General features: G+C 42.7%; 18 protein-coding genes. 10 read left to right on the top strand and 8 right to left on the bottom strand.

The features are described from left to right. Nucleotides 1-5: 5 nt before the first annotated feature. The 4 genes from hemJ to psbQ form a co-directional block, all read right to left on the bottom strand. Nucleotides 6-593, bottom strand: a complete 588-nt coding sequence (gene hemJ, locus V5G28_RS28050; protein ID WP_332991871.1) for a protoporphyrinogen oxidase HemJ — start codon at nt 591-593, stop codon at nt 6-8. A 422-nt stretch (nt 594-1,015) separates the two neighbouring features. Then, nucleotides 1,016-1,867: an alpha/beta fold hydrolase gene (locus V5G28_RS28045; protein WP_332991869.1), complete on the bottom strand. Its 852-nt coding sequence runs from the start codon at nt 1,865-1,867 to the stop codon at nt 1,016-1,018. 295 nt (nt 1,868-2,162) lie between these two features. Further along, the gene (locus V5G28_RS28040) at nt 2,163-3,359 is read right to left on the bottom strand and encodes an NAD(P)/FAD-dependent oxidoreductase (RefSeq protein WP_332991867.1); all 1,197 of its coding nucleotides are present in this window, start codon (nt 3,357-3,359) and stop codon (nt 2,163-2,165) included. Nucleotides 3,360-3,484: 125 nt separating this feature from the next. After that, nucleotides 3,485-3,958 (bottom strand): photosystem II protein PsbQ, encoded by a 474-nt coding sequence (psbQ, locus tag V5G28_RS28035; protein WP_332991865.1) that lies wholly within the window; start codon nt 3,956-3,958, stop codon nt 3,485-3,487. 450 nt (nt 3,959-4,408) lie between these two features. Between psbQ and V5G28_RS28030 the strand changes: the two genes are divergently transcribed. Beyond that, nucleotides 4,409-4,864, top strand: coding sequence for a hypothetical protein (locus V5G28_RS28030; protein ID WP_332991863.1), 456 nt, complete (start codon nt 4,409-4,411; stop codon nt 4,862-4,864). Here V5G28_RS28030 and V5G28_RS28025 read toward each other — a convergent pair. Then, nucleotides 4,859-5,281 (bottom strand): thiol-disulfide oxidoreductase DCC family protein, encoded by a 423-nt coding sequence (locus V5G28_RS28025; RefSeq protein WP_332991862.1) that lies wholly within the window; start codon nt 5,279-5,281, stop codon nt 4,859-4,861. The two genes, V5G28_RS28030 and V5G28_RS28025, sit on opposite strands and share 6 nt — an antisense overlap. A gap of 141 nt (nt 5,282-5,422) precedes the next feature. Between V5G28_RS28025 and V5G28_RS28020 the strand changes: the two genes are divergently transcribed. Further along, nucleotides 5,423-6,334, top strand: a complete 912-nt coding sequence (locus tag V5G28_RS28020) for an AraC family transcriptional regulator (protein WP_332991859.1) — start codon at nt 5,423-5,425, stop codon at nt 6,332-6,334. 434 nt (nt 6,335-6,768) lie between these two features. Here the strand turns inward: V5G28_RS28020 and V5G28_RS28015 are convergent, their stop codons facing one another. Then, complete coding sequence (locus tag V5G28_RS28015) at nt 6,769-8,136, bottom strand: NAD(P)/FAD-dependent oxidoreductase (RefSeq protein ID WP_332991857.1); 1,368 nt, start codon at nt 8,134-8,136, stop codon at nt 6,769-6,771. Nucleotides 8,137-9,201: 1,065 nt separating this feature from the next. Between V5G28_RS28015 and V5G28_RS28010 the strand changes: the two genes are divergently transcribed. Beyond that, nucleotides 9,202-11,505: a sensor domain-containing phosphodiesterase gene (locus V5G28_RS28010; protein WP_332991855.1), complete on the top strand. Its 2,304-nt coding sequence runs from the start codon at nt 9,202-9,204 to the stop codon at nt 11,503-11,505. A gap of 11 nt (nt 11,506-11,516) precedes the next feature. Here the strand turns inward: V5G28_RS28010 and V5G28_RS28005 are convergent, their stop codons facing one another. After that, a complete protein-coding gene (locus V5G28_RS28005; RefSeq protein ID WP_332991853.1) occupies nt 11,517-11,975 on the bottom strand; it encodes a retroviral-like aspartic protease family protein in 459 nt (152 codons plus the stop codon). Nucleotides 11,976-12,333: 358 nt separating this feature from the next. Here V5G28_RS28005 and dps point away from each other — a divergent pair, with 358 nt between their 5' ends. The 7 genes from dps to V5G28_RS27970 all read left to right on the top strand — a co-directional run bounded on the left by dps (nt 12,334) and on the right by V5G28_RS27970 (nt 17,904). Beyond that, nucleotides 12,334-12,915, top strand: a complete 582-nt coding sequence (gene dps, locus V5G28_RS28000; RefSeq protein WP_096569103.1) for a DNA starvation/stationary phase protection protein Dps — start codon at nt 12,334-12,336, stop codon at nt 12,913-12,915. 500 nt (nt 12,916-13,415) lie between these two features. Next, a complete protein-coding gene (locus V5G28_RS27995; RefSeq protein ID WP_332992026.1) occupies nt 13,416-14,132 on the top strand; it encodes a pirin family protein in 717 nt (238 codons plus the stop codon). Between the two features lie 137 nt (nt 14,133-14,269). Further along, complete coding sequence (locus V5G28_RS27990) at nt 14,270-15,010, top strand: SDR family oxidoreductase (protein ID WP_332991850.1); 741 nt, start codon at nt 14,270-14,272, stop codon at nt 15,008-15,010. Further along, nucleotides 14,994-15,143, top strand: a complete 150-nt coding sequence (locus V5G28_RS27985; protein ID WP_332991848.1) for a hypothetical protein — start codon at nt 14,994-14,996, stop codon at nt 15,141-15,143. Before V5G28_RS27990 ends, V5G28_RS27985 begins: the two co-directional genes overlap by 17 nt. 397 nt (nt 15,144-15,540) lie before the next feature. Then, nucleotides 15,541-15,774: a Nif11-like leader peptide family natural product precursor gene (locus V5G28_RS27980; protein WP_332991846.1), complete on the top strand. Its 234-nt coding sequence runs from the start codon at nt 15,541-15,543 to the stop codon at nt 15,772-15,774. A 526-nt stretch (nt 15,775-16,300) separates the two neighbouring features. Then, nucleotides 16,301-17,626: a hypothetical protein gene (locus V5G28_RS27975; protein WP_332991844.1), complete on the top strand. Its 1,326-nt coding sequence runs from the start codon at nt 16,301-16,303 to the stop codon at nt 17,624-17,626. 35 nt (nt 17,627-17,661) lie between these two features. Next, nucleotides 17,662-17,904 (top strand): peptidoglycan-binding domain-containing protein, encoded by a 243-nt coding sequence (locus V5G28_RS27970; RefSeq protein WP_096569089.1) that lies wholly within the window; start codon nt 17,662-17,664, stop codon nt 17,902-17,904. A gap of 198 nt (nt 17,905-18,102) precedes the next feature. On the opposite strand, the gene V5G28_RS27965 is transcribed toward V5G28_RS27970, so the two are convergent. Beyond that, nucleotides 18,103-18,801, bottom strand: coding sequence for a tetratricopeptide repeat protein (locus tag V5G28_RS27965; RefSeq protein WP_332991841.1), 699 nt, complete (start codon nt 18,799-18,801; stop codon nt 18,103-18,105). Between the last annotated feature and the right edge of the window lie 218 nt (nt 18,802-19,019).

Raw genomic sequence — 19,019 nt, 5'->3', positions numbered from 1 at the left:
ATGATCTAACTACCTTGCTGCTGTGGAATCTGTGGTACTTGTTCGCTAAGCTTTTCCTGATCTTTACGGCGTTTTCTGGCGTAAAGCTGAATAGTCGCCGCCATCGCAATCACCAAGCCAACAATGCCCCAAGCTGTGATATCTGTCGGTAAATTATTCTTGAACACAGCCAGCAACACAATGACTATCAACATCACAGTTGGCGCTTCATTTAACGCCCGCAACTGCTGACTATTCCATTTGCACTTGTCTTCTGCCAACTGCTTCATCAGACGCTTGCAGTAATGATGATAGCCAATTAAAAGGACAACAAATCCTAGTTTGACGTGCAGCCATCCTTCTTTAAGAATGTCTGGTTCCGTAGTCAATAAACCAATTGCCATTGCTACGGTCACCAGCATCCCTGGAGTTGTGATAATACTGTACAGACGCTTTTCCATGATTTGATACTGATTTTTCAGTATTGTGCGTGCTGGTTCCGGTTCTTGGTTAGCTTCAGCGTGATAGATAAAAAGACGCACTAGATAGAACAAACCAGCAAACCAAACGACTATACCAACAATGTGAAAAGCTTTAAACCAGGAATAAGCCATGAATATTTTTCTCCATTAATGCATTTTCGCCGCAAGTTAAGTAACACGACAGCGCTATAGAAATCCTATCTGATCCATGAAACTGAACTTGAGTTATTTAATGAAGCGCAAAATAGATGGCGGACAAAATGCCCACCCTACAGACACAAGAATCTTAAGAATATATAAAGGAAATTTGAATTTTGAATTCCAATTGCTATCATTGGTACCAAAAAAGAACTCAGAACACAGTTGTCAGAACTCAGAATAAAAAGCGCCTATGCGCCCTTCGGAATAAGTTCTCCACAACTGGATGCAGAGTATTGGTATAAAGGCGAATGTATTTATTCATCGAGAAAAAAAGAATTTTTTCCTTGCCAAATAGAACATATTTTCTTTATGGAAACCCAACTGTGTTCTGTGTTCTGCGTTCTGTGTTCTTCTTAACTTACATCTTTGACACGAACAAAAGGCAAAAGGTCTTCAAGAATTGTTTCGTGGTAGTGTTCTTGGGGATAATGCCCAACGTTGTTAAGTTTAATTAAATCTCCTTGTGCTAGCGGGCTTACAAAATCTTGCGCTATTTTTAGCGGTAGCCAAGGGTCTATCATTCCCCACAAAATTAAAATTTGTTGTTGCCATTTTTTAAAACCAGATTCGATTTCTGTCATTGCTGACGGCAACTGTAGATTACGGATAGTTGCTAGAAGACTTCTTCCAGCAGCAGAACTTTTCAAAAAGGGTTTACGATAAATATCTAAATCCTTATCTGTAATGACGTAACGAGAACCACCTTCTAGAGTCCGGTCAACAAGTAAGGGGTCTTGGGTAATCATTTCACCTGCCAAAGGTAATCCCATTTGTTGAATTTTCCAGGGTAACTTTGCTTGGCTAGAAATTGGTGTATTGAGTATAGCGATATTGGCAATTTGTTCTGGATGACGCAAGGCATATTGTAAACCGACAGAACCTAAAAAGCCTTGCACAACTAAAGAAAAACGTTCAAGCTCTATGGATTTTAGAAACTCTTCTAAAGCCGTAATAAAGGCATCAGGTGTGTAAGCGAAATCTCTTTTTTCTGGCTTGGAAGAAAAGCCAAAGCCAATCCAATCAGGCGCTATTGCTCTTGTCCCTTGCTTTGCCAAAGCTGGCAAAATGTTGCGCCAACTGTAACTTTGTGATGGTAGTCCATGCAGCAGTAACACAGGGAGCAAATCAGTTCTACCAATGGGTAAAGATTCACGGTAAAACCATTCTAATGACCCAACTTGAATTTTTTTTTCTGTTATTGACATTTCAATGAAAAGCTTCGCGCAAAGGCGCAAAGACGCAAAGATAAAAAGGGATGTTATTAAAAATACGTGAGTTCGATGTATATTGATTTGACCCCTCTCCAAACCTCTCACGCCAGATGCTTCAACGGGGCACCCAACGCCAGTCACCTGCGACGGGAAACCCGTCTTCAGTGCTGGCTCCGCAACACACTGGCTCCCCTGCAAGGGGAGAGGCTTAAAACTCTGATTTTTACCTTGCTCCTCCCTCTCCTTGTAGGAGAGGGAGGTTGGGTGGGAGAGGTCTATCAAACTCACGTTAAAAATCGTTATGAACAATCATCTCACGAATTGCGTCAGCTGTTGCAGGCGCTAGTAAAACGCCGTTGCGATAATGTCCGGTAGCAAGCAGGATGTTATTATATCCAGGCAATTTACCAATCACTGGTGCTGGGCGTCCTTCAGGGCGGGGACGTAACCCTGACCAAGTACGGATAGTCGTTGCTTTGGCTAAGTCTGGGCAAAAGGCGATCGCTTGTTGTCTAACAGACTCCAGCAGTTCTTTGTTGGGTGGTATTTCATCTTTATTGCTAGGAAATTCAACAGTAGCACCTATCCAGTAATCTCCAGCACCTACGGGGACAATATGGACATCATCACCAGTGATCACAGGTTGGAAGTCGGGATTTCCCAAAGAATACCCTAAGCGGAGGTGCAAAGCTTGCCCAAGCACAGGGCGGATATCAATCATTTGCTGTAATTGTGCTGTAAGCAAAGATGAACCCAGCCCAGCCGCCACAACAAACCAATCGGCGGCAATTTTTCCCTGTGTTGTCTCAAGTTGGTAGCAATATTTTTCAGCACCTCTTCCCCGTTCATGCGAAGGGGACAGAGAGTGGGGTTCTGTATCCCCTCTCCTTTCAAGGGGAGGGGGTAGGGGGTGGGGTTCTATACCCAAAACCTGAACGTCAAATTTGAAAGTTACGCCGTGATGCTGTGCAGCGTCAACTAAAGCTAATGTGAGTGCTGTGGGGTCAACTTGGCGATCGCATCTTGAGTAAACAGCGCCCACAATCTTATCGTTATCGACCTGAGGACAAATTTGCTTAAGTTTAGTCTTATCCCAAATTTCTAGGGAAAAACCTTGAGATTGACGGATTTCTTGGAGCTTTTCCCATTGTAAGATTCCCGCATCTCCTTCTAAACAAGACGTTGAGGGTTCAGGGAGTAACATGAGAATTCCCTGGCGGTTGAAGAGAATTTTACGACCTGTGACGGCTTCCAGTTCAGGGATGAGAGTTTCATAACGCTGGATGCTTGTTTGTCGCATCTGCCAAGCCTTACCCTTGGTTTTTTGGCTGATGATACCCATCAAAACACCCAGTGCTGCTCCTGTCGAGGCAAGGGCTGGTGGCTGTCGGTCAACAACTGTGATTTCTAGCCCTTTTACCTTGCTGAGTTCGTAAGCAATTGTTGCCCCAACCACACCGCAACCGATGATAACTACATGACTCATTCTTTCTTTTTGCCAAGAGAGAGAAGATCGGGAGGTGGAGTGATGGGAAGCGCTTAAAGACAAATTCATCTTTTAATCTCCCTCATTTCCCTCATCTCCCTTATCTCCCTCATCTCCTCAGCCTATCACGCTTCGCTTTCTTCTGACTGGCTGCTTGTTTTAGGAACCAGCTGTAGGAATTTGTCAATATCTGCGAAAGCAGCTACGGAGTTATTCAAGGCACTATTCGTGTTACCCACATCAGCGGCTTGGTCGATTTTAATCAGGTGATCCAATAAATCACGCACTAACTCACGCCCTGCTGCTTGGTCTTTAGGGAACAGATTGGATGTGATGTAGTTCATCGACAGCCTGGCTTCTGCCATAGGACCGTGTGTGAAGTTTCTGACGTTGATCCACTGTCTGGTTTGGATCAGGTTTTCCAGTTCTTGTGAGCGATCGCGCACAGCCTGAATTTCAGGAGTATATTCCTGAATTTTCACGATTTGAGCTTGTGTGTACGTTGGAGGTGGTGTTGCGACGCTAGGACCGCCACAACTAATGAGAAATGTTGCCAACAATACCAGAATCAATGACAAAATTGAGCGTTGACGCGGCATAAGCTGAACTTATTTACTTGCCAATTATCAGTGTCATTTTAGATCGCTAGGGTATTTTCTCGTGCTTGCTAACGAGGGATTTTGCTGAAAATCCTCTATCTTGACGTGATATTTTGCCTCGAAGGCATATTTTCAGTATCTTTTCTAAAAATATTAAGTACAATTACTTAATATAGCCATACCAGTTTCAAAACCGCTGAATTAAGATTTTTGGACGATTGGTTAACCGCATGAGTTTTGATAGGAAGGCACGTGAGCGCAAAGAGCGCTCAATGAGTTTAGGACTAAAGTCCTTACTACGAAATCAGACAACCATCATAATTAATGCGATAGACCACTAGTTGCTAAGTTAAAGAAGTCTTGATAAGCTGAAAGCCAAACACGTCAAGCCTTATAGCGGTTTTTCTGTCGTCACACAAAGTCAGCCGAAACAACATAGGAGCATTTTTCGTGAACGCATCTGAGATGGCAACAAACCTTGAATTCGCCAGCAAGATTGCTACCGTAGTAAATTTATTCAAATTTGAGTTTCCAGATGCCAGATCGGATCTCAAACCTTGGAAAAATGACCCGCAAACCAGGGAGTTAGTCGATCCAGATTCTATAGACATAGGTTTTCACTTTCCTGGTATCAGTAAATCCTGGCAAAGCCGCAGTATACTAATTCAAATCCGTTTTTATCAAGACCCCTTAAACGGTTCACGTCGTGCAATAGGTGTGGAAGCCGCTGGGTTCAACCATCTTGGTGAACAGTGGCGGCTTTCTACAGTGGAAAACTGGAATTTTGTTGGTGCATCTGAACCTTCCCCACAGATAGGGGAAAAGCTTAAACAGTTTTGTCAGCAGACACTAGAAATTTTTAACTCTGATTCGGTAACTGTCACGGATGATAATTCTGAATCATAATGCATCGTTTTTAGCTGTGTTGCAGCTACCGTCAACACAATACACAGATTTATAAGTACTGGAACGCTTGCCAAAAATGGTGTAACGGTTATCGCGGATTTGTTCGTAAACCTGGTCGCCCATCCACTTTACCCCAGGTAAAGCGCGATATGCATCCACAAATACACTCCCTAAAGGTAACAGCCGTCCAATTTCCTCAGCCGCCGCACTGCCTTGCCAGCGTCTTTCTGGTGCATCCGCATCAATGAGAATCATACCAAGCTCACAATCTTGGGGTGTAATTCCCCACCGTTTGATAGTTGCCTCATCTTGCATGGGGGCGTAGCGAAACAGTTGTCCTTGGTCAAGGTTCTCCAGCAATTGCACACTGGTGACACAGAGATTACAATTCCCGTCGTAGATAACAAAGTAACTCATCAAAGTCGCAAATTATTTTGAACGCTTAGTGTGTTAATATTTTAAACATTAAACATTTTGCTTTTAAAGACAACCATCCAGGGAATAAAAAAAGTCAGCAAAGGTTAAAGGTTAAAAGCAATCGTTTCTGGAGTGAGAGCGATGCCAATAGAGGAAATCATAAATATTGATTTTACTCAGGAAGATGCCTGTTCACAAATTCTTCCGCGATCGCCCCTTGCGTCCAGTTACCATGCCAACTGGGATGGTATCCGCTTGGATCATCATCAACAGCCAGCTTTTGAGACACCAGAACATACTCCTCAACAGCACGTCATTGGTGTCAGCCTGACAAAACAGTCTATTAACGCAGAACGGGTGTTGAATGGACACGTTCAGCATGAGTGTATCAAATATGGCGATGTTGCAGTCGTTCCAGCAAACAGTTATCACAAAAGCAGTTGGGAGTTAGAATCTGAATTTTTAGTCCTGAGTTTAGAAAAAGCTTTATTTGCTCGTGCTGCCTACGATTCAGTCGATTTGCAACAGATGGAGATCATACCACATTTTGCTGCCGCAGACCCGCTGATTCAGCAAATTGGACTGGCGCTACACTCAGAACTGGAATCAGATGGCAAAGGTAGCCGTGTTTACATCGAATCTCTCGCAACCACCCTCTGCATTCATTTACTAAAGCACTATTCTGCACCTTCCGCTAAGATTGCCAGACATTCCGATTCCGAAGGGCTTTCGCGTTTGAAGTTGCAGCAAACAATTGAGTATATCAATCAAAACTTAGAAAAAGATTTAGGCTTGGCTGAAATTGCCACTGCTGTGGGAATGAGTATGTATTATTTCTCACGCCTATTTAAACAATCAACTGGTTTTTCGCCGCATCAATACGTGATGAATTGCAGAATAGAGAAAGCAAAAAGGTTGTTGGCTAAAACAGAAGAAGCAATAGACCAAATCTGCGAGCAAGTAGGTTTTCAAAGCCAAAGCCACTTCACAAACGTCTTTCGTAAGCTCATGGGTACAACACCTAACGCTTATAGAAAACAGGTGAAAATTTAGCTTTAGTCACTTTTGGGTGATGTGTTAGTGCTAGTTAAAGCAAGATGAGCGTTGCATGATTCAATTGTACAGAGACTAATTCTCGGTCATTCGTGGCACATTAGTGTACTAATTTAATTAAGAGATGAGCTACTGAACAAAAAAACAAGGAGGAGCATGAGCAGGAACACAGCAATAAAGTTGAAAGGAACAACAAGAAAAACAAAATAATCCCTTTAATTGTTGAAGCGCAAGGTATAGTACAAGCCCCGATGGTCAAATCTATTTTGTTGCTCCTGCACCTGTTGCTACCCCATCATCTCAACCTACCGCTTCTCCTTGTCCTAGCCAAAATTAGGGGATAGGGTTTATAGTTCTGTTACATACTAAAATTAGTAGACAAAGCCTATAAATGAAAATAGTTTGTATAGATTTTTAGTGAATTATCCATCTTTTCAGACTCCTACTTTGTAAGCTTTTTGCACTTTTATAGTGGTCGAAGGAACATCGTTGGTAACAGTTTTCGCTTCTTCAAAAGCTTCTCGACCTGTAATCAATCTAGAGCGACGACTACGAGTGAGATAATTCCATGCCCACTGAAATACTACTAGTAATTTAGTATCGAACTCAATTAAGAAGTAGATATGAACGACTAACCAAAATATCCAAGCAAGGAAACCTTGGAGTTTGATAAAGCTTAAATCTACAACAGCTAAATTTTTGCCAATCATCGCCAAACTACCTACGTCATTGTAACGAAATTGTGGTAGTGTTTGACCTTGAAGGCGTTTTTTAATGAGTTTAGCTACATACTCTCCTTCTTGTTTGGCTACGGGTGCAACACCAGGTAAGGGTTTTCCATCTTGATGAGAGAAGTTGCCTAAATCTCCGATGACAAAGATGTTTTTATAACCCTTAATCGTCAAGTCTGGTTCTACAATTACACGTCCGGAGCGATCGCACTCTACACCTGTGCGGTTTGCTAAAACTTGCCCCAAAGAGGAACCTTTCACACCTGCTGCCCATAATATAGTTTTTGAGGCAATTTCTTGAACTTGATCACCTTGCTTGAAAGTAACAATATCATTTTCAATATTTGTCACTCTGGTATTAGTTTGGGTATCCACACCCAACTTTTGCAAAGATACTTTTGCTACTTCTGATAACTGTGGTGCCATATGAGGGAGGATGCGATCGCCACCTTGCAATAATAAAATCTTAGTATCTGAGGTGTCGATGTTGCGGAAATCTTCGTTGAGAGTTTTGTATGCCAATTCTGAGATCGCACCTGCTAACTCTACACCAGTGGGACCCGCTCCGACAATTACAAAAGTCAACCAAGCACGGCGTAGTTCGGGATCAGTTTCTTTTTCTGCTGCTTCAAATGCCGAAAATATCCGGCGACGTATTTCTATGGCGTCTTCAACAATTTTCAAGCCTGGAGCCAATGGTCTCCAGTTATCGTGACCATAATAGGAATGGTTAGCACCTGTAGCAACAACTAATGTATCGTAGGGTATTGTTCTATCACGCAGAATAACTTCTTTGCTTTCTGGATCAATATCATTTACTTCTCCCAACAACACTTTTGTATTCTTGCTTTTCCTGAATACAGCTCGTAATGGTGAGGAGATATCAGCAGGTGATAGCGTACCTGTCGCAACTTGATATAAAAGCGGCTGAAATAAATGAAAGTTACGTTTATCGATGAGAGTAACATTGACATTCGCTTTGGCAAGAGTCTTTGCTGTATACAGTCCACCAAAGCCTCCACCAATGATTACAACGTGATGTGGTGCATTATTCTCATGTACAACTACCATCAAAACTATTTCCTTTCGTTAAGCGATTGTAAACTTTCTTAACAAAGATCTAGCAAAATTAGAATAAAGGCTGCTGTTTATTTGTGGCATTTGAAGAAATACTAAAAGTAGTCTAAAGTACACCAATTCAAGCAGAAAGTTGATAAACGCGGGCGTGTAAATCTGAGACAGATCTGACTTTTGATGGGATGTGGAAAAGAGAAAGTGGTTCGCGGCACAACAAAAGTGCAAAGTAACGGAAAGTAAGGTGAAATCTATATAAGATAAGCTTTAACAGTTACCAGTTATTAGTTATCAGTTTCATCCGAAAGGGGAAACACCACACCAAGAGCACCTCAGGCGTTGGTGGTGAGCCACTGCGGTCTTGGGGTTTCCCCAAGTAGAGCAAGTGGCGTTCGTCGAAGACGTGCCGAAGGCATACCCGGAGGGCGGTGAGCGCATCCCCCACCATATGCCTGACTGACTGATAACTGATAACTGATAACTGATAACTGATTTAAGAGCCTCTATTTCCGTAGTATGCAGAATTCAAAGGCTCAATGCCCTTGAGACACATGAGAAACAGGAGCTAGGAGCATCTCCCTTAGCTTTCAACCACACCCTGCTTTTTGATGACAACTATTTTTTACGACGGTACTAATCTGTCACTGTAGATGAATGTTCCTGATCTTTTTTTTGGAACGTGTATAAATATATATACTTTACTTCTAAATCGGGAAGATATTTATCCCCTTGTTTTCATTTCTATTTTTAAGCCTGGAGAGAAAATTACTGAGACGAGTTTTTTGTACTTTATGTAATTTTTTGAACAAGAACCTATGAAGCTCCAGGAATGAGGTAGCCACTAGGCGTTTCTATTTCTTAGATTCTTGATCACTTGGATGAGCAGCGTAATCAGTTATGAACAAATTAGAGTTGAACAACACAGCTTTTATAGTAATTCAAACAGATGTTTTATGTACATGGGTAATTCTTGTTTAGCTGGCTGCAGGAACTCAGTTAATATTACCTAATTTAAAAAAATTGTCTAGTGTCCATTAAACTAAAATTAGAATACTTAAGATAGTGAGCTTCCCACTCCCAAGTAATGAAGCAGCCAGGATTAAGGCGCTACATCAGTACAAGATTCTCGATACCTCTGCGGAAGAAGCATATGATGATCTTACCCGTTTAGCTGCACATATTTGCAGCACGCCAACGGCGCTCATCAGCTTGATTGATACTAACCGACAATGGTTCAAATCAAAAGTAGGTTTAAACGCATCAGAAACCCCTCGCGATGTAGCCTTTTGCGCCTACACAATTCTACAGCCTCACCTGTTTATCGTTGGGGATGCTTGCCAGGATGCTCGCTTCTGTGACAATCCTCTGGTAACTTCAGAGCCTAAGATTCGGTTTTATGCTGGTATTCCGCTGATTACTCCAGAGAATCTAGCATTAGGAACCTTATGCGTCATTGATTACGTACCACGAAATTTGAGTGCTGCACAACAAGAAGCTTTACGGATTCTAGGACGACAGGTGATCACACAATTGGAGTTACGGCGGAATCTGACAGCTTTAGAAGAGACGATGATACAGCGCCAGCAATCAGAAGCAGCGCTGAGAGAAAGTGAAGAACGCTATCGCCGCCTGATAGAACTTTCTCCGGAATCTATCGCTGTTTATAGTAGAGGGAAATTAGCCTACATAAATACGACTGGTGTCAAACTATTTGGTGCAGCAAATCCAGAAGAACTCATCGGTCAACCAATAGAGAATCTCATCTATTTAAATGAGCAGCAAAACCCAGAGGTGCAACTGAAGCTTTTTCAGGAGAAGGCAAACCAACCTGCTGTCAACGAGGGAAAGTTAGTCCGGCTTGACGGTCAGGTTATTGATGTGGAGATCACAGGAATACCAGTGACTTATCGCAGCAAAGGGGCAACGCAAGTTATCATTCGGGACATCACTGAGCGTAAACAAGCAGAGAAGGCTCTGCTACGAGCGAAGGTGGCTGAGGTTGCCAAACTTGAGCTAGAAAAAGAAATTGCCGTTCGCCAGCAGGTAGAAGAGCAATTACTGCACGCCGCCCTTCACGATACCTTGACGGGCTTACCCAACCGAGCATTTTTTATGAACCGCCTCAAGCAGGCACTTGATCAGGCTCAATGTCAGGAGAATCATGAGCTGTTCGCAGTCCTGTTTTTGGACTTGGATCGCTTTAAAGTGATCAATGACAGCCTTGGACATCTTGTGGGTGACGAATTGTTATGCGCGATCGCCAACCAGATTAAAACCTGTCTACGTCACTCAGACACAGCGGCTCGACTTGGAGGAGACGAGTTTACAATTTTGCTAGAGAAGCTTCAGGATGTCAGTGATGTCCTCTACGTTGCTAACAGAATTCAACAGGTTCTCTCATTGCCCTTTATTCTCCAAGGGCAAGAAGTTTTTACGAGCGTAAGTATTGGCATCGCCCTAAGTACAACTGGGTATGATCGACCAGAAGATTTGCTGCGCGACGCGGACACAGCGATGTACCATGCTAAGTCCTCGGGTAAGGCACGTTGCGAGATATTCAATCCCAAGATGTATACTCAAGCCGTAGCTAGATTGCAGTTAGACACAGATCTGCGCCACGCCCTTGAGCGCCAAGAGTTTCACGTCTATTACCAACCAATTGTGGCACTTAATACTGGTCGGATAGCTGGGTTTGAGGCTTTAGTGCGCTGGCAGCATCCAGAACGAGGTATTATCAATCCAGCCGAGTTCATACCTATAGCAGAAGAAACAGGATTGATTGTTCCAATTGGCTATTGGGTACTACACGAGGCTTGCCGCCAACTACAAGCTTGGCACATACGATTTGGTGATCACGCGCCTGGGAAAATCAGTGTTAATCTCTCTGTCAAGCAGTTTTTGCAACCTAATTTGGTGGTGCAAATTGTAGACATTTTGAGGAAAACAGGTTTGAGCACTGATCGCTTAATGCTAGAGATTACTGAAAGCGTGATCATGGAAAATGGAAATGAGGCAGCTACTGTACTCTCACAACTGCAGGAACTTGGAATTGGGTTATCAATTGATGATTTTGGAACAGGCTATTCCTCACTAGGTCGTCTCCACCAATTTCCCATTAGTATGTTGAAGATTGACCGTTCCTTTATTAGTGGTATGGGTGCTTTGTCAGTAGATTCAGAAATTACTGAGGCGATCGTCACTCTCGCACACAAACTTGGTATAAATGTGACAGCAGAAGGAGTTGAAACAGAAGAGCAACTGGCATTCCTTCAAGAGTTGAAATGTGAATATGCTCAGGGATATTTTTTCTCCTCACCATTGGACAGTAAAGCCGCAGGAGAGTTAATTATGGCTAAAGTGCAGTAGTAGTTCCAAAACTATATCCTGAATACTGGATACTCCGGATGTTTTGGATTTGGAATCAAACGCTGATTCTTGCGATCCACAAGTAAATCTAACGTTTCCAATACAGTCTGACCAATCAGCACCTCATCACCTGCAACTAAAGCAGCTTCAGTCGTCTCACGCCCTTCTATCTCAATAATCACAGGTTCGGTCAATCCTATTGCTTCCTGTCTGCCATCAGCATATTTTGCCATTTGCTGACCTCGAATTCTTAAACCAAGCTTTTCCAGTATTTCCCTTAGTAGCACAGTACGTACCGCACCCGTGTCTACAAGTCCTTGTGTTTCATGCACACGCAACTGATTTGGGTTAAGCAGTCCTCGATTGACCAAAGCTTCATCCACTGCATTTGTGAGCTTTACCTGCACTCGAACTTCTCCCATATCCTGAGTAACCACACGTTCAGAGCGATTAAAATCTAACACCATCATCCGTGGCTCCAAAGTCTAGATATTTTTCTAATTTGGTGCACCCACTCACATAGAGCTTAGCTTTCCCCACGACTATTTACAAAATGATACAATTTGCGAGCCTGCCAAAGCGGGGGGCTTCTCAGTAGCCCAGACGCTACGCCTATGCCTGCGGCACGCTTTGCGCTTACGCTAACGCCTCTACGGTGCTACATACGGTGCTATAGACAACTATCGGAATCAATTATGAACCGAAGAGTAAAATATTAACAAAAATTATAATTGGTTCAGCAAAAATTCCATCTGTCGGTAGAGAGTTTCCGGCAGCATAGCAGTATCTGTAAACTTGTTTTGTCACGCTGATCAGAAAGGTAGAACAATGAGCGATAATCTTTCAACACGTTTGTACCCGACCCGTATTGACATTCCAGCCGAGGCGCGCAAGCAGATTGCTGGCATTCTTAACCAAACTCTAGCCGCAACATCGGATCTGAAAAGCCAAGCCAAGCAAGCGCACTGGAACGTTAAAGGCACCGACTTCTACCAGTTGCACGAATTGTTCGATGAAATTGCAGGTGAGTTAGAAGAGTACATTGATATGTTTGCTGAGCGCATCACCGCCTTGGGTGGTTATGCTTGTGGCACAGTTCGTATGGCTGCTGCAAATTCATTCGTGCCAGAATATCCTACTGATATTTTAATGGGTATGGAGCATGTCACAGCTTTAGCAGACCGCTTTGCACCCTATGCTAAGCAGTTGCGGGAAGCTATTGACAAAACGAATGACCTAGGCGATGCTGACACGGCAGACCTTTACACCGAAGTGTCTCGTACCATTGACAAGCGGCTCTGGTTCCTAGAAGCCCATCTGCAAGCAGCTGTCACCCAAAATGGAAATGGTAATGCAGCCAATATTAAAACTGAAGAGCAAGCTGTTGTCAGACAACCTGCTGTCAGATAAGTCTCTTGTTGCTAATAGCTAATAGCTTATTAGTCATATATTGTAGGCTGGGTTTTGTTCTTCAACCCAGCTTATCTATTGATTTTGTCCTACGCTCAATCCAACCTAAAGTCATGGTCATTGTTGAGCGATAAGGAAATCACATAGCAGTATCCTTTTGGTAAGTACCGCACTTGAAAGTGCGTACTTTTCATTTTATATGTACATATTTTAAGATTGAGATAGTTGAAAACCAGGTGCAATTAGAGAAATCTAAAGAAAAAGTTTGTTTAGTGATTTTGTAAACATAGCTGTTGTAACCTGGTATTCAAACATACCTAAATTGAGTATTGGTTCAGGAAATTTCTTAGTTTTCAAGCAACTACAAAATTATCATTCCTGCAGTGTAGCTACCAAAGAGAAAAATTGTTCTGGTGCTGTAACCAGAATTGATGAATGGTAGCCAACAAGTGTACTGATTTTTTTTACTGTAATAAACCATCAAAATGGAAGGACAATCTATGGCTGCTAATACCAAAACTCACCTCATTCATGATAGAAATGCACGTGGTCGTACCAAAATAGGCTGGCTCGATAGTTACCACACATTTTCCTTTGGTGGTTTTCACGATCCAGACCGCATGGGATTTCGCGCTCTACGAGTGATTAACGATGACCGTGTTGTTCCCGGCGCTGGTTTTGGGACACATGGACACCGTGATATGGAAATTTTCACCTATGTATTGGAAGGAGCACTAGAACATAAAGACAGCTTGGGAACTGGTTCAGTCATACGTCCTGGTGAAGCGCAAATCATGAGCGCTGGTACTGGTATCACACACAGCGAATACAATCATTCTGAAACTGACCCAGTCCACTTTCTGCAAATTTGGATTCTTCCTAACAAACAAGGATTGCAACCAAGGTATGACCAAAAAGCTTTTCCCCTTGAAGAAAGGCATGGAAAACTACGTTTAATTGGTGCCAAAGATGGGCGTGATGGTGCTATAACCATTCATCAAGATGTGGATTTATACACATCTGTTTTACAACCTGGTGACGTTATAAATTATCACGTCAAACCCAATCGTTATGCTTGGTTGCAAATAGCTCAAGGTATCGTAACGTTGAATGGTGAGGAACTCAGAGCCGGTGATGGAGTACAAATCAGTGGCGAAGAGCAACTTGAAATCACTACCGATATTGGTGGAGAAATCTTGCTTTTTGATTTGGCATAAGAAACACCTGAAGAAACGAAAATTCTTGAGCAACAGTTGCTAATTCTCAAGAATTTTCTAGAGACATAGAAACACCCACCTTTGCTTCTAGGTTGAACCTAGAAGCAAAATTAATGTTTAGTAAAGGAAAGACATATATGGCACCTCTTGCAGAAAAAGTTGCGCTTGTGACCGGTGCATCACGGGGAATTGGACGAGCGATCGCCCTGAAATTAGCTAGTAACGGTGCGTCAGTTGTCGTGAATTATGCGGGTAATGCAGACAAGGCACAAGAAGTTGTTGCAGAAATCGAAAAGCTTGGAGTACAAGCAATTGCACTCCAGGCCGATGTCAGCAAAGTTGCTGATATTCAGGGACTTTTTGAGCAGACAATTGAACGTTTTGGCAAAATCGATATTTTAGTCAATAATGCTGGTGTTATTTTCTATAAACCAATTACTGAAGTAACAGAAGAAGATTTCGACAAGATTTTTGCCATCAATGTCAAAGGGACTTATTTTGCTTGTCAACAAGCTGCACACCACTTGGCAGACGGTGGACGCATTATCAATTTTTCTTCATCAACGACGGCTATGATGCTACCTACCTATAGTGCTTATGTGGGAACTAAAGGTGCTGTCGAACAAATCACAAGGGTTCTGGCGAAAGAGTTGGGAGGACGGCAGATCACAGTCAACGTCATTTCTCCTGGTCCCACCGACACAGAACTGTTCAGACAAGGCAAAACTGAAGAACAAATAAATCGTTTTGCCCAAATGGCAGCGTTAGGACGACTGGGACAAGTGCAAGATATTGCTGACGTGGTGGCGTTTCTTGCCAGTGACGAAGCGCGTTGGATCACTGGGCAAAACATCCGCGTTAATGGCGGAACAGCTTGAGATAGCAGGGGCAATTAAATCAGTTATCAGTTATCAGTTATCAGTTATCAGACGGGCGCTTTGGGGGATGCGCTCACCGCCACCAACGCATAAAGGTGCTCTTGGTGGGGGACGCGCCACCACTCGTATTTAACTGATAACTGCGTAGGTAGCTGTTCACTGTTAATAGGCGCTTGTGAATCTGCCTGTGAGGGGAAGCTATAGTGCTTCAAAAGCCGCTAGTCTATCAATAGAAGCGTTGATAGTGACTTCAGCAACGATGATGACAAATCGAAGACAAATTCGGCTGAAGTTGCAACGGTGGCATTACAAGCGGTGATTGATCAAGTTCAAGATGTCTATTGCGCTAAGGAAGCACAACATACAATTGCTCAACTGAACAGGAACCGCAAGCCAAGAGAAAAGCAAGTTGCTCTAATCCTACCCACTTCCGCTAAGTGATAGCATCCTTCCGATGATAGCAGTGCCTCAAACCCTCCGCCTCTCAAATCTAAAACTCAACAGGCTTAATGAAAAGGAGAATAACAGTTATGTCTCAAGCAGGTGTCACTGAATTTTTAGCAGATGCCAAAAAAGACCAAGAATTAAAACAAAAACTCAAAGCCGCAACCGATACCCATGACTGGGTCAAAATTGCTCAAGATAGTGGTTATAACTTCAGTGCCGAAGAATTGCAAACTCAACTCAACAGTCTGCCGGAAGAAGAGGTGGCAGAAATGGTTAATCCCGGTGTTGCTCCTCGTCAGCACATTGAGCCCCAATAATCTTTTGCTTTTTGGTGTCAAAGCACTATTGAGATGATGCAAATGGCATAGTTGCAGCCGGGCGGTAAATGCTACTTCTGTCACCCTCGTTCGCCGCTAGGTGTTCCGCTAGGGTAGATTAGCTATGAGCAATTAGTCATTGATGGAAAGACAGCGTAGTCCCCTATAGCAATCCTGAATCATAAGCCCTACGAGCTGCCTTCGGCTACGTCAACAACAAGATTCCCGACTTCTTTAAGAAGTCGGGAATCTAAGCGTTTATGGGCGATTGGGCAAGGAACAGTGTCATGGGTAGCGATCGCGTGGAGCGCAGGGTCCGCGCATGGCGATCGCTACCCAGCGACAAAACTTTTGAATCTATTGAATTGAAAGTGCATAAGATAATTTAACTGATATTTATTAAGAATACAGATGAGGCGAAGAAAAATGAAAACTGCGAATGCCAGAACTTTTCGGAACTTATCTGTATCGACACTCGTTAATTCATCGAAGAAACTGAAATTGTCACTTTCTTGGTAAAAATATTATGACTACAAACAATCAAATACGGCAGAATGCTTTGCCATTACCAGCAAGTTTAGCTCGTCGCAACAAACCAGAGCCAAACTTTGCTGAACTTGCTGCTAACCCAATGGTAACGAGGGAACTACAATCAAAGATTCTCAAGCCTGGACCTCGTGAACCAAGAATTATCTCCTCTGCTCATGGTCAGATTAAACACATTCTTCTGACTTATCCAGCGTATGCTAATGGAGAGTATAGTTATAAGCAAGTTTATGAGGATTTGATTCGCCAATTGCCCGCAACGACTCAGTTTACTATCCTGAGTCATCCGAGTGTCACTGGCGATTTACAAGCAGTCCTAGATTCAGCGAATGCTTCTGAACGTTCTACTATTGTGGAAGCACCTGACTATTTGAATTTTCTGGTATGGGCTGAAGATCCTTACGTTGTGGTTGAGGATGTGTCAATCCAACCGCCAACGGTTTTCTTGGTTGAGCCATACGCTTTTAGAAGAGCGAGTGATGCTGCAATTGCAGAGTTGGTGGCAGAAGCCACTCATATACAAAGTATTCAGTCTCCTCTTTATTTTCAAGGTGGAAATGTGCTGATTGGGGATGATTTTGTTCTCATAGGTGCTGACTACCCAGAAAATACCAAAAATCTTATTCAAGATAGTGGAAATATAATTGTTCCCGAAGGTGCTGATGTAGATACGTTTGTCAAACAGCTCTATGAGAAAACCTTTGACTCAAATCGCCAAATCATTTACGTCGGTACAGAATTACCTGTTCCTCAGGAAACGGTACGTCAAATTTCTGTAAACGGAGAGATATGGACTGAGGTGATATATTCTGGCACTGGAACTAAACAGCCGATATTTCACATTGATATGTTGATTTCTCTTGCAGGACGTGATGCAAACGGCAAATATCGGTTACTGGTGGGTTCACCTGCTGATGCAGACCGAATTCTCGGTCGTCCTAGTGTGGAACATGCGATCGCAGAAATTTTCGACGACATAGCCCAAAATCTGCAAAACTTGGGATTTGAAGTGATTCGCAACCCTCTACCAATCACCTATGTGGATGATGCTGCAAGCAAAACCCGTTTTTGGTATTTTGCGACAGCCAATAATAGCCTAGTGCAAATTGATACGTATAATGGAAATCACGTCTGGTTACCAACATACGGTCATGGTGATTGGGCGGATCTTGCTTCCATCGATGCGGAAAATAAACGCATTTGGGAAGGACTAGGTTTTGTGGTTCATCAACTCGCCGACTTTCACCCCTTTGCACAAAACTTAGGTTCTGTGCATTGCATTAAAAAGTATCTGGAACGTGGTTAAGCTGATCAAACTACAATTTATGGAGGATTTGAATTATGGCACCAACAACTAGTAAAGAATTGCCAGTTCTAAAAAAGGGTGATACTGGTAGTAGTGTAAAATTGCTACAGAATATCTTGATTGCTCTAGATTACCTTGACAGTGATTCACCCACTACAAACTTTCAAGACCAAACAGATGAGGCGGTGAGAAACTTCCAAGAAGAAAACGACTTGAAAGTAGATGGTATCGTTGGTGCAAAAACCTGGGATAAGTTGGGTACCATTCTCTGGGATTAAGGTCTACTAGTTTTCAGCTGGAAAATTGAAACGATATTAAAGCCCTCGGTGAGAACTGAGGGCTAATCAACGGCTTCACTCTGAGGTTGAAGGCTGATAAATTTGACGTAATTCCACTAGGTCATTCTTAAACAGCACAAGAACTTTCTTAAAGGGTTAACACTGCTGTGTGCGCGGTAGTGGCTAAAAAGCTTGAGCTTAACCTTCCTGAAGTTTTTTGATTAAAGCTATCATTTCTTGATGTTCCGCAGTCTGCCCATGATTAAAAAAGAGCCCAGCAGCTTTTTGTAAATCCTCTATAGCTGCTGAATCACTTTCCATTTCTATACGAGTCAAACCTCGAAACTTATAACCTTTCGCGTAATCAGGTTCGAGACGAATTGCCTGATCGTTATCTTTAAGAGCCTCTTGATATCTATTTAATCCTGCATAAGCAATACCTCTAAAAGCGTATGCAGAAATATATTCTGAATTGAGTGCAATAGCACGGTTTAAGACTCTAACTGCATATTCATAATTTTTCAACTTTACATAAGCAACTCCAAGTTGGAAATGAGCTTGAGGTATTGAAGAATCGATATACAGCACCCGCTTGTAATCCTCAATAGCTCCTTTTAGATCTCCAAGTGCCTCACGAGAAATGCCTCTGTTACTATAAACAGCAGCAGCAGATGGAGCTAGACGCAGTGCTTGATTGTAATCTTCTATTGCTCTTTTGTCGTCTCCCAACAAAGCAAATGCATAACCTCGCTGTCCGTAAGACATAGCATCATTTGGCTCAAGAGACAACGCCTGATTGTATTCCTGGATTGCCCCCTCAAAGTCTCCTTGTCGTAGCTTGCGATCTCCTCGTTTAGGCGGAGAATTGCCGATAAACAGATCAAATATCTCTCTCATAAATAGTTACAAAGACTTTTTGCTCTTGTTCAATTTAACCTCTGCTTTTAAAAGCCGTCCTCAGCAAATTACCGGAGACTATTGTTAAGCTTGCTTTTAAAAAAGTGACTCATAGTTAATAATTGGTCTAGCAGGTACAAAAACAAAAGAGGGTATAAACCTTTTCATTCCACACCCTTTGTGCTTCTACACATCCTGTTAGGATATGGTTCTAGTTT

It is taken from the genome of Scytonema sp. PRP1, assembly GCF_036697665.2.
Classification (GTDB): Bacteria; Cyanobacteriota; Cyanobacteriia; order Cyanobacteriales; family Nostocaceae; genus Kalymmatonema; species Kalymmatonema gypsitolerans.
This window is presented reverse-complemented; position numbering and strand designations above follow the sequence as displayed.

What these genes read in the sequence shown, in the direction of transcription:
- V5G28_RS28045 (WP_332991869.1), bottom strand. Translation starts at nt 1,867, where the DNA reads ATGTCAATAACAGAAAAAAAAATTCAAGTTGGGTCATTAGAATGGTTT.
- dps (WP_096569103.1), top strand. Translation starts at nt 12,334, where the DNA reads ATGAGCGATAATCTTTCAACACGTTTGTACCCGACCCGTATTGACATT.
- V5G28_RS27975 (WP_332991844.1), top strand. Translation starts at nt 16,301, where the DNA reads ATGACTACAAACAATCAAATACGGCAGAATGCTTTGCCATTACCAGCA.
- V5G28_RS28040 (WP_332991867.1), bottom strand. Translation starts at nt 3,359, where the DNA reads ATGAGTCATGTAGTTATCATCGGTTGCGGTGTGGTTGGGGCAACAATT.
- psbQ (WP_332991865.1), bottom strand. Translation starts at nt 3,958, where the DNA reads ATGCCGCGTCAACGCTCAATTTTGTCATTGATTCTGGTATTGTTGGCA.
- V5G28_RS28020 (WP_332991859.1), top strand. Translation starts at nt 5,423, where the DNA reads ATGCCAATAGAGGAAATCATAAATATTGATTTTACTCAGGAAGATGCC.
- V5G28_RS27995 (WP_332992026.1), top strand. Translation starts at nt 13,416, where the DNA reads ATGGCTGCTAATACCAAAACTCACCTCATTCATGATAGAAATGCACGT.
- hemJ (WP_332991871.1), bottom strand. Translation starts at nt 593, where the DNA reads ATGGCTTATTCCTGGTTTAAAGCTTTTCACATTGTTGGTATAGTCGTT.
- V5G28_RS28015 (WP_332991857.1), bottom strand. Translation starts at nt 8,136, where the DNA reads ATGGTAGTTGTACATGAGAATAATGCACCACATCACGTTGTAATCATT.
- V5G28_RS27985 (WP_332991848.1), top strand. Translation starts at nt 14,994, where the DNA reads ATGGCGGAACAGCTTGAGATAGCAGGGGCAATTAAATCAGTTATCAGT.
- V5G28_RS27980 (WP_332991846.1), top strand. Translation starts at nt 15,541, where the DNA reads ATGTCTCAAGCAGGTGTCACTGAATTTTTAGCAGATGCCAAAAAAGAC.
- V5G28_RS27965 (WP_332991841.1), bottom strand. Translation starts at nt 18,801, where the DNA reads ATGAGAGAGATATTTGATCTGTTTATCGGCAATTCTCCGCCTAAACGA.
- V5G28_RS27970 (WP_096569089.1), top strand. Translation starts at nt 17,662, where the DNA reads ATGGCACCAACAACTAGTAAAGAATTGCCAGTTCTAAAAAAGGGTGAT.
- V5G28_RS28005 (WP_332991853.1), bottom strand. Translation starts at nt 11,975, where the DNA reads ATGATGGTGTTAGATTTTAATCGCTCTGAACGTGTGGTTACTCAGGAT.
- V5G28_RS28025 (WP_332991862.1), bottom strand. Translation starts at nt 5,281, where the DNA reads ATGAGTTACTTTGTTATCTACGACGGGAATTGTAATCTCTGTGTCACC.
- V5G28_RS27990 (WP_332991850.1), top strand. Translation starts at nt 14,270, where the DNA reads ATGGCACCTCTTGCAGAAAAAGTTGCGCTTGTGACCGGTGCATCACGG.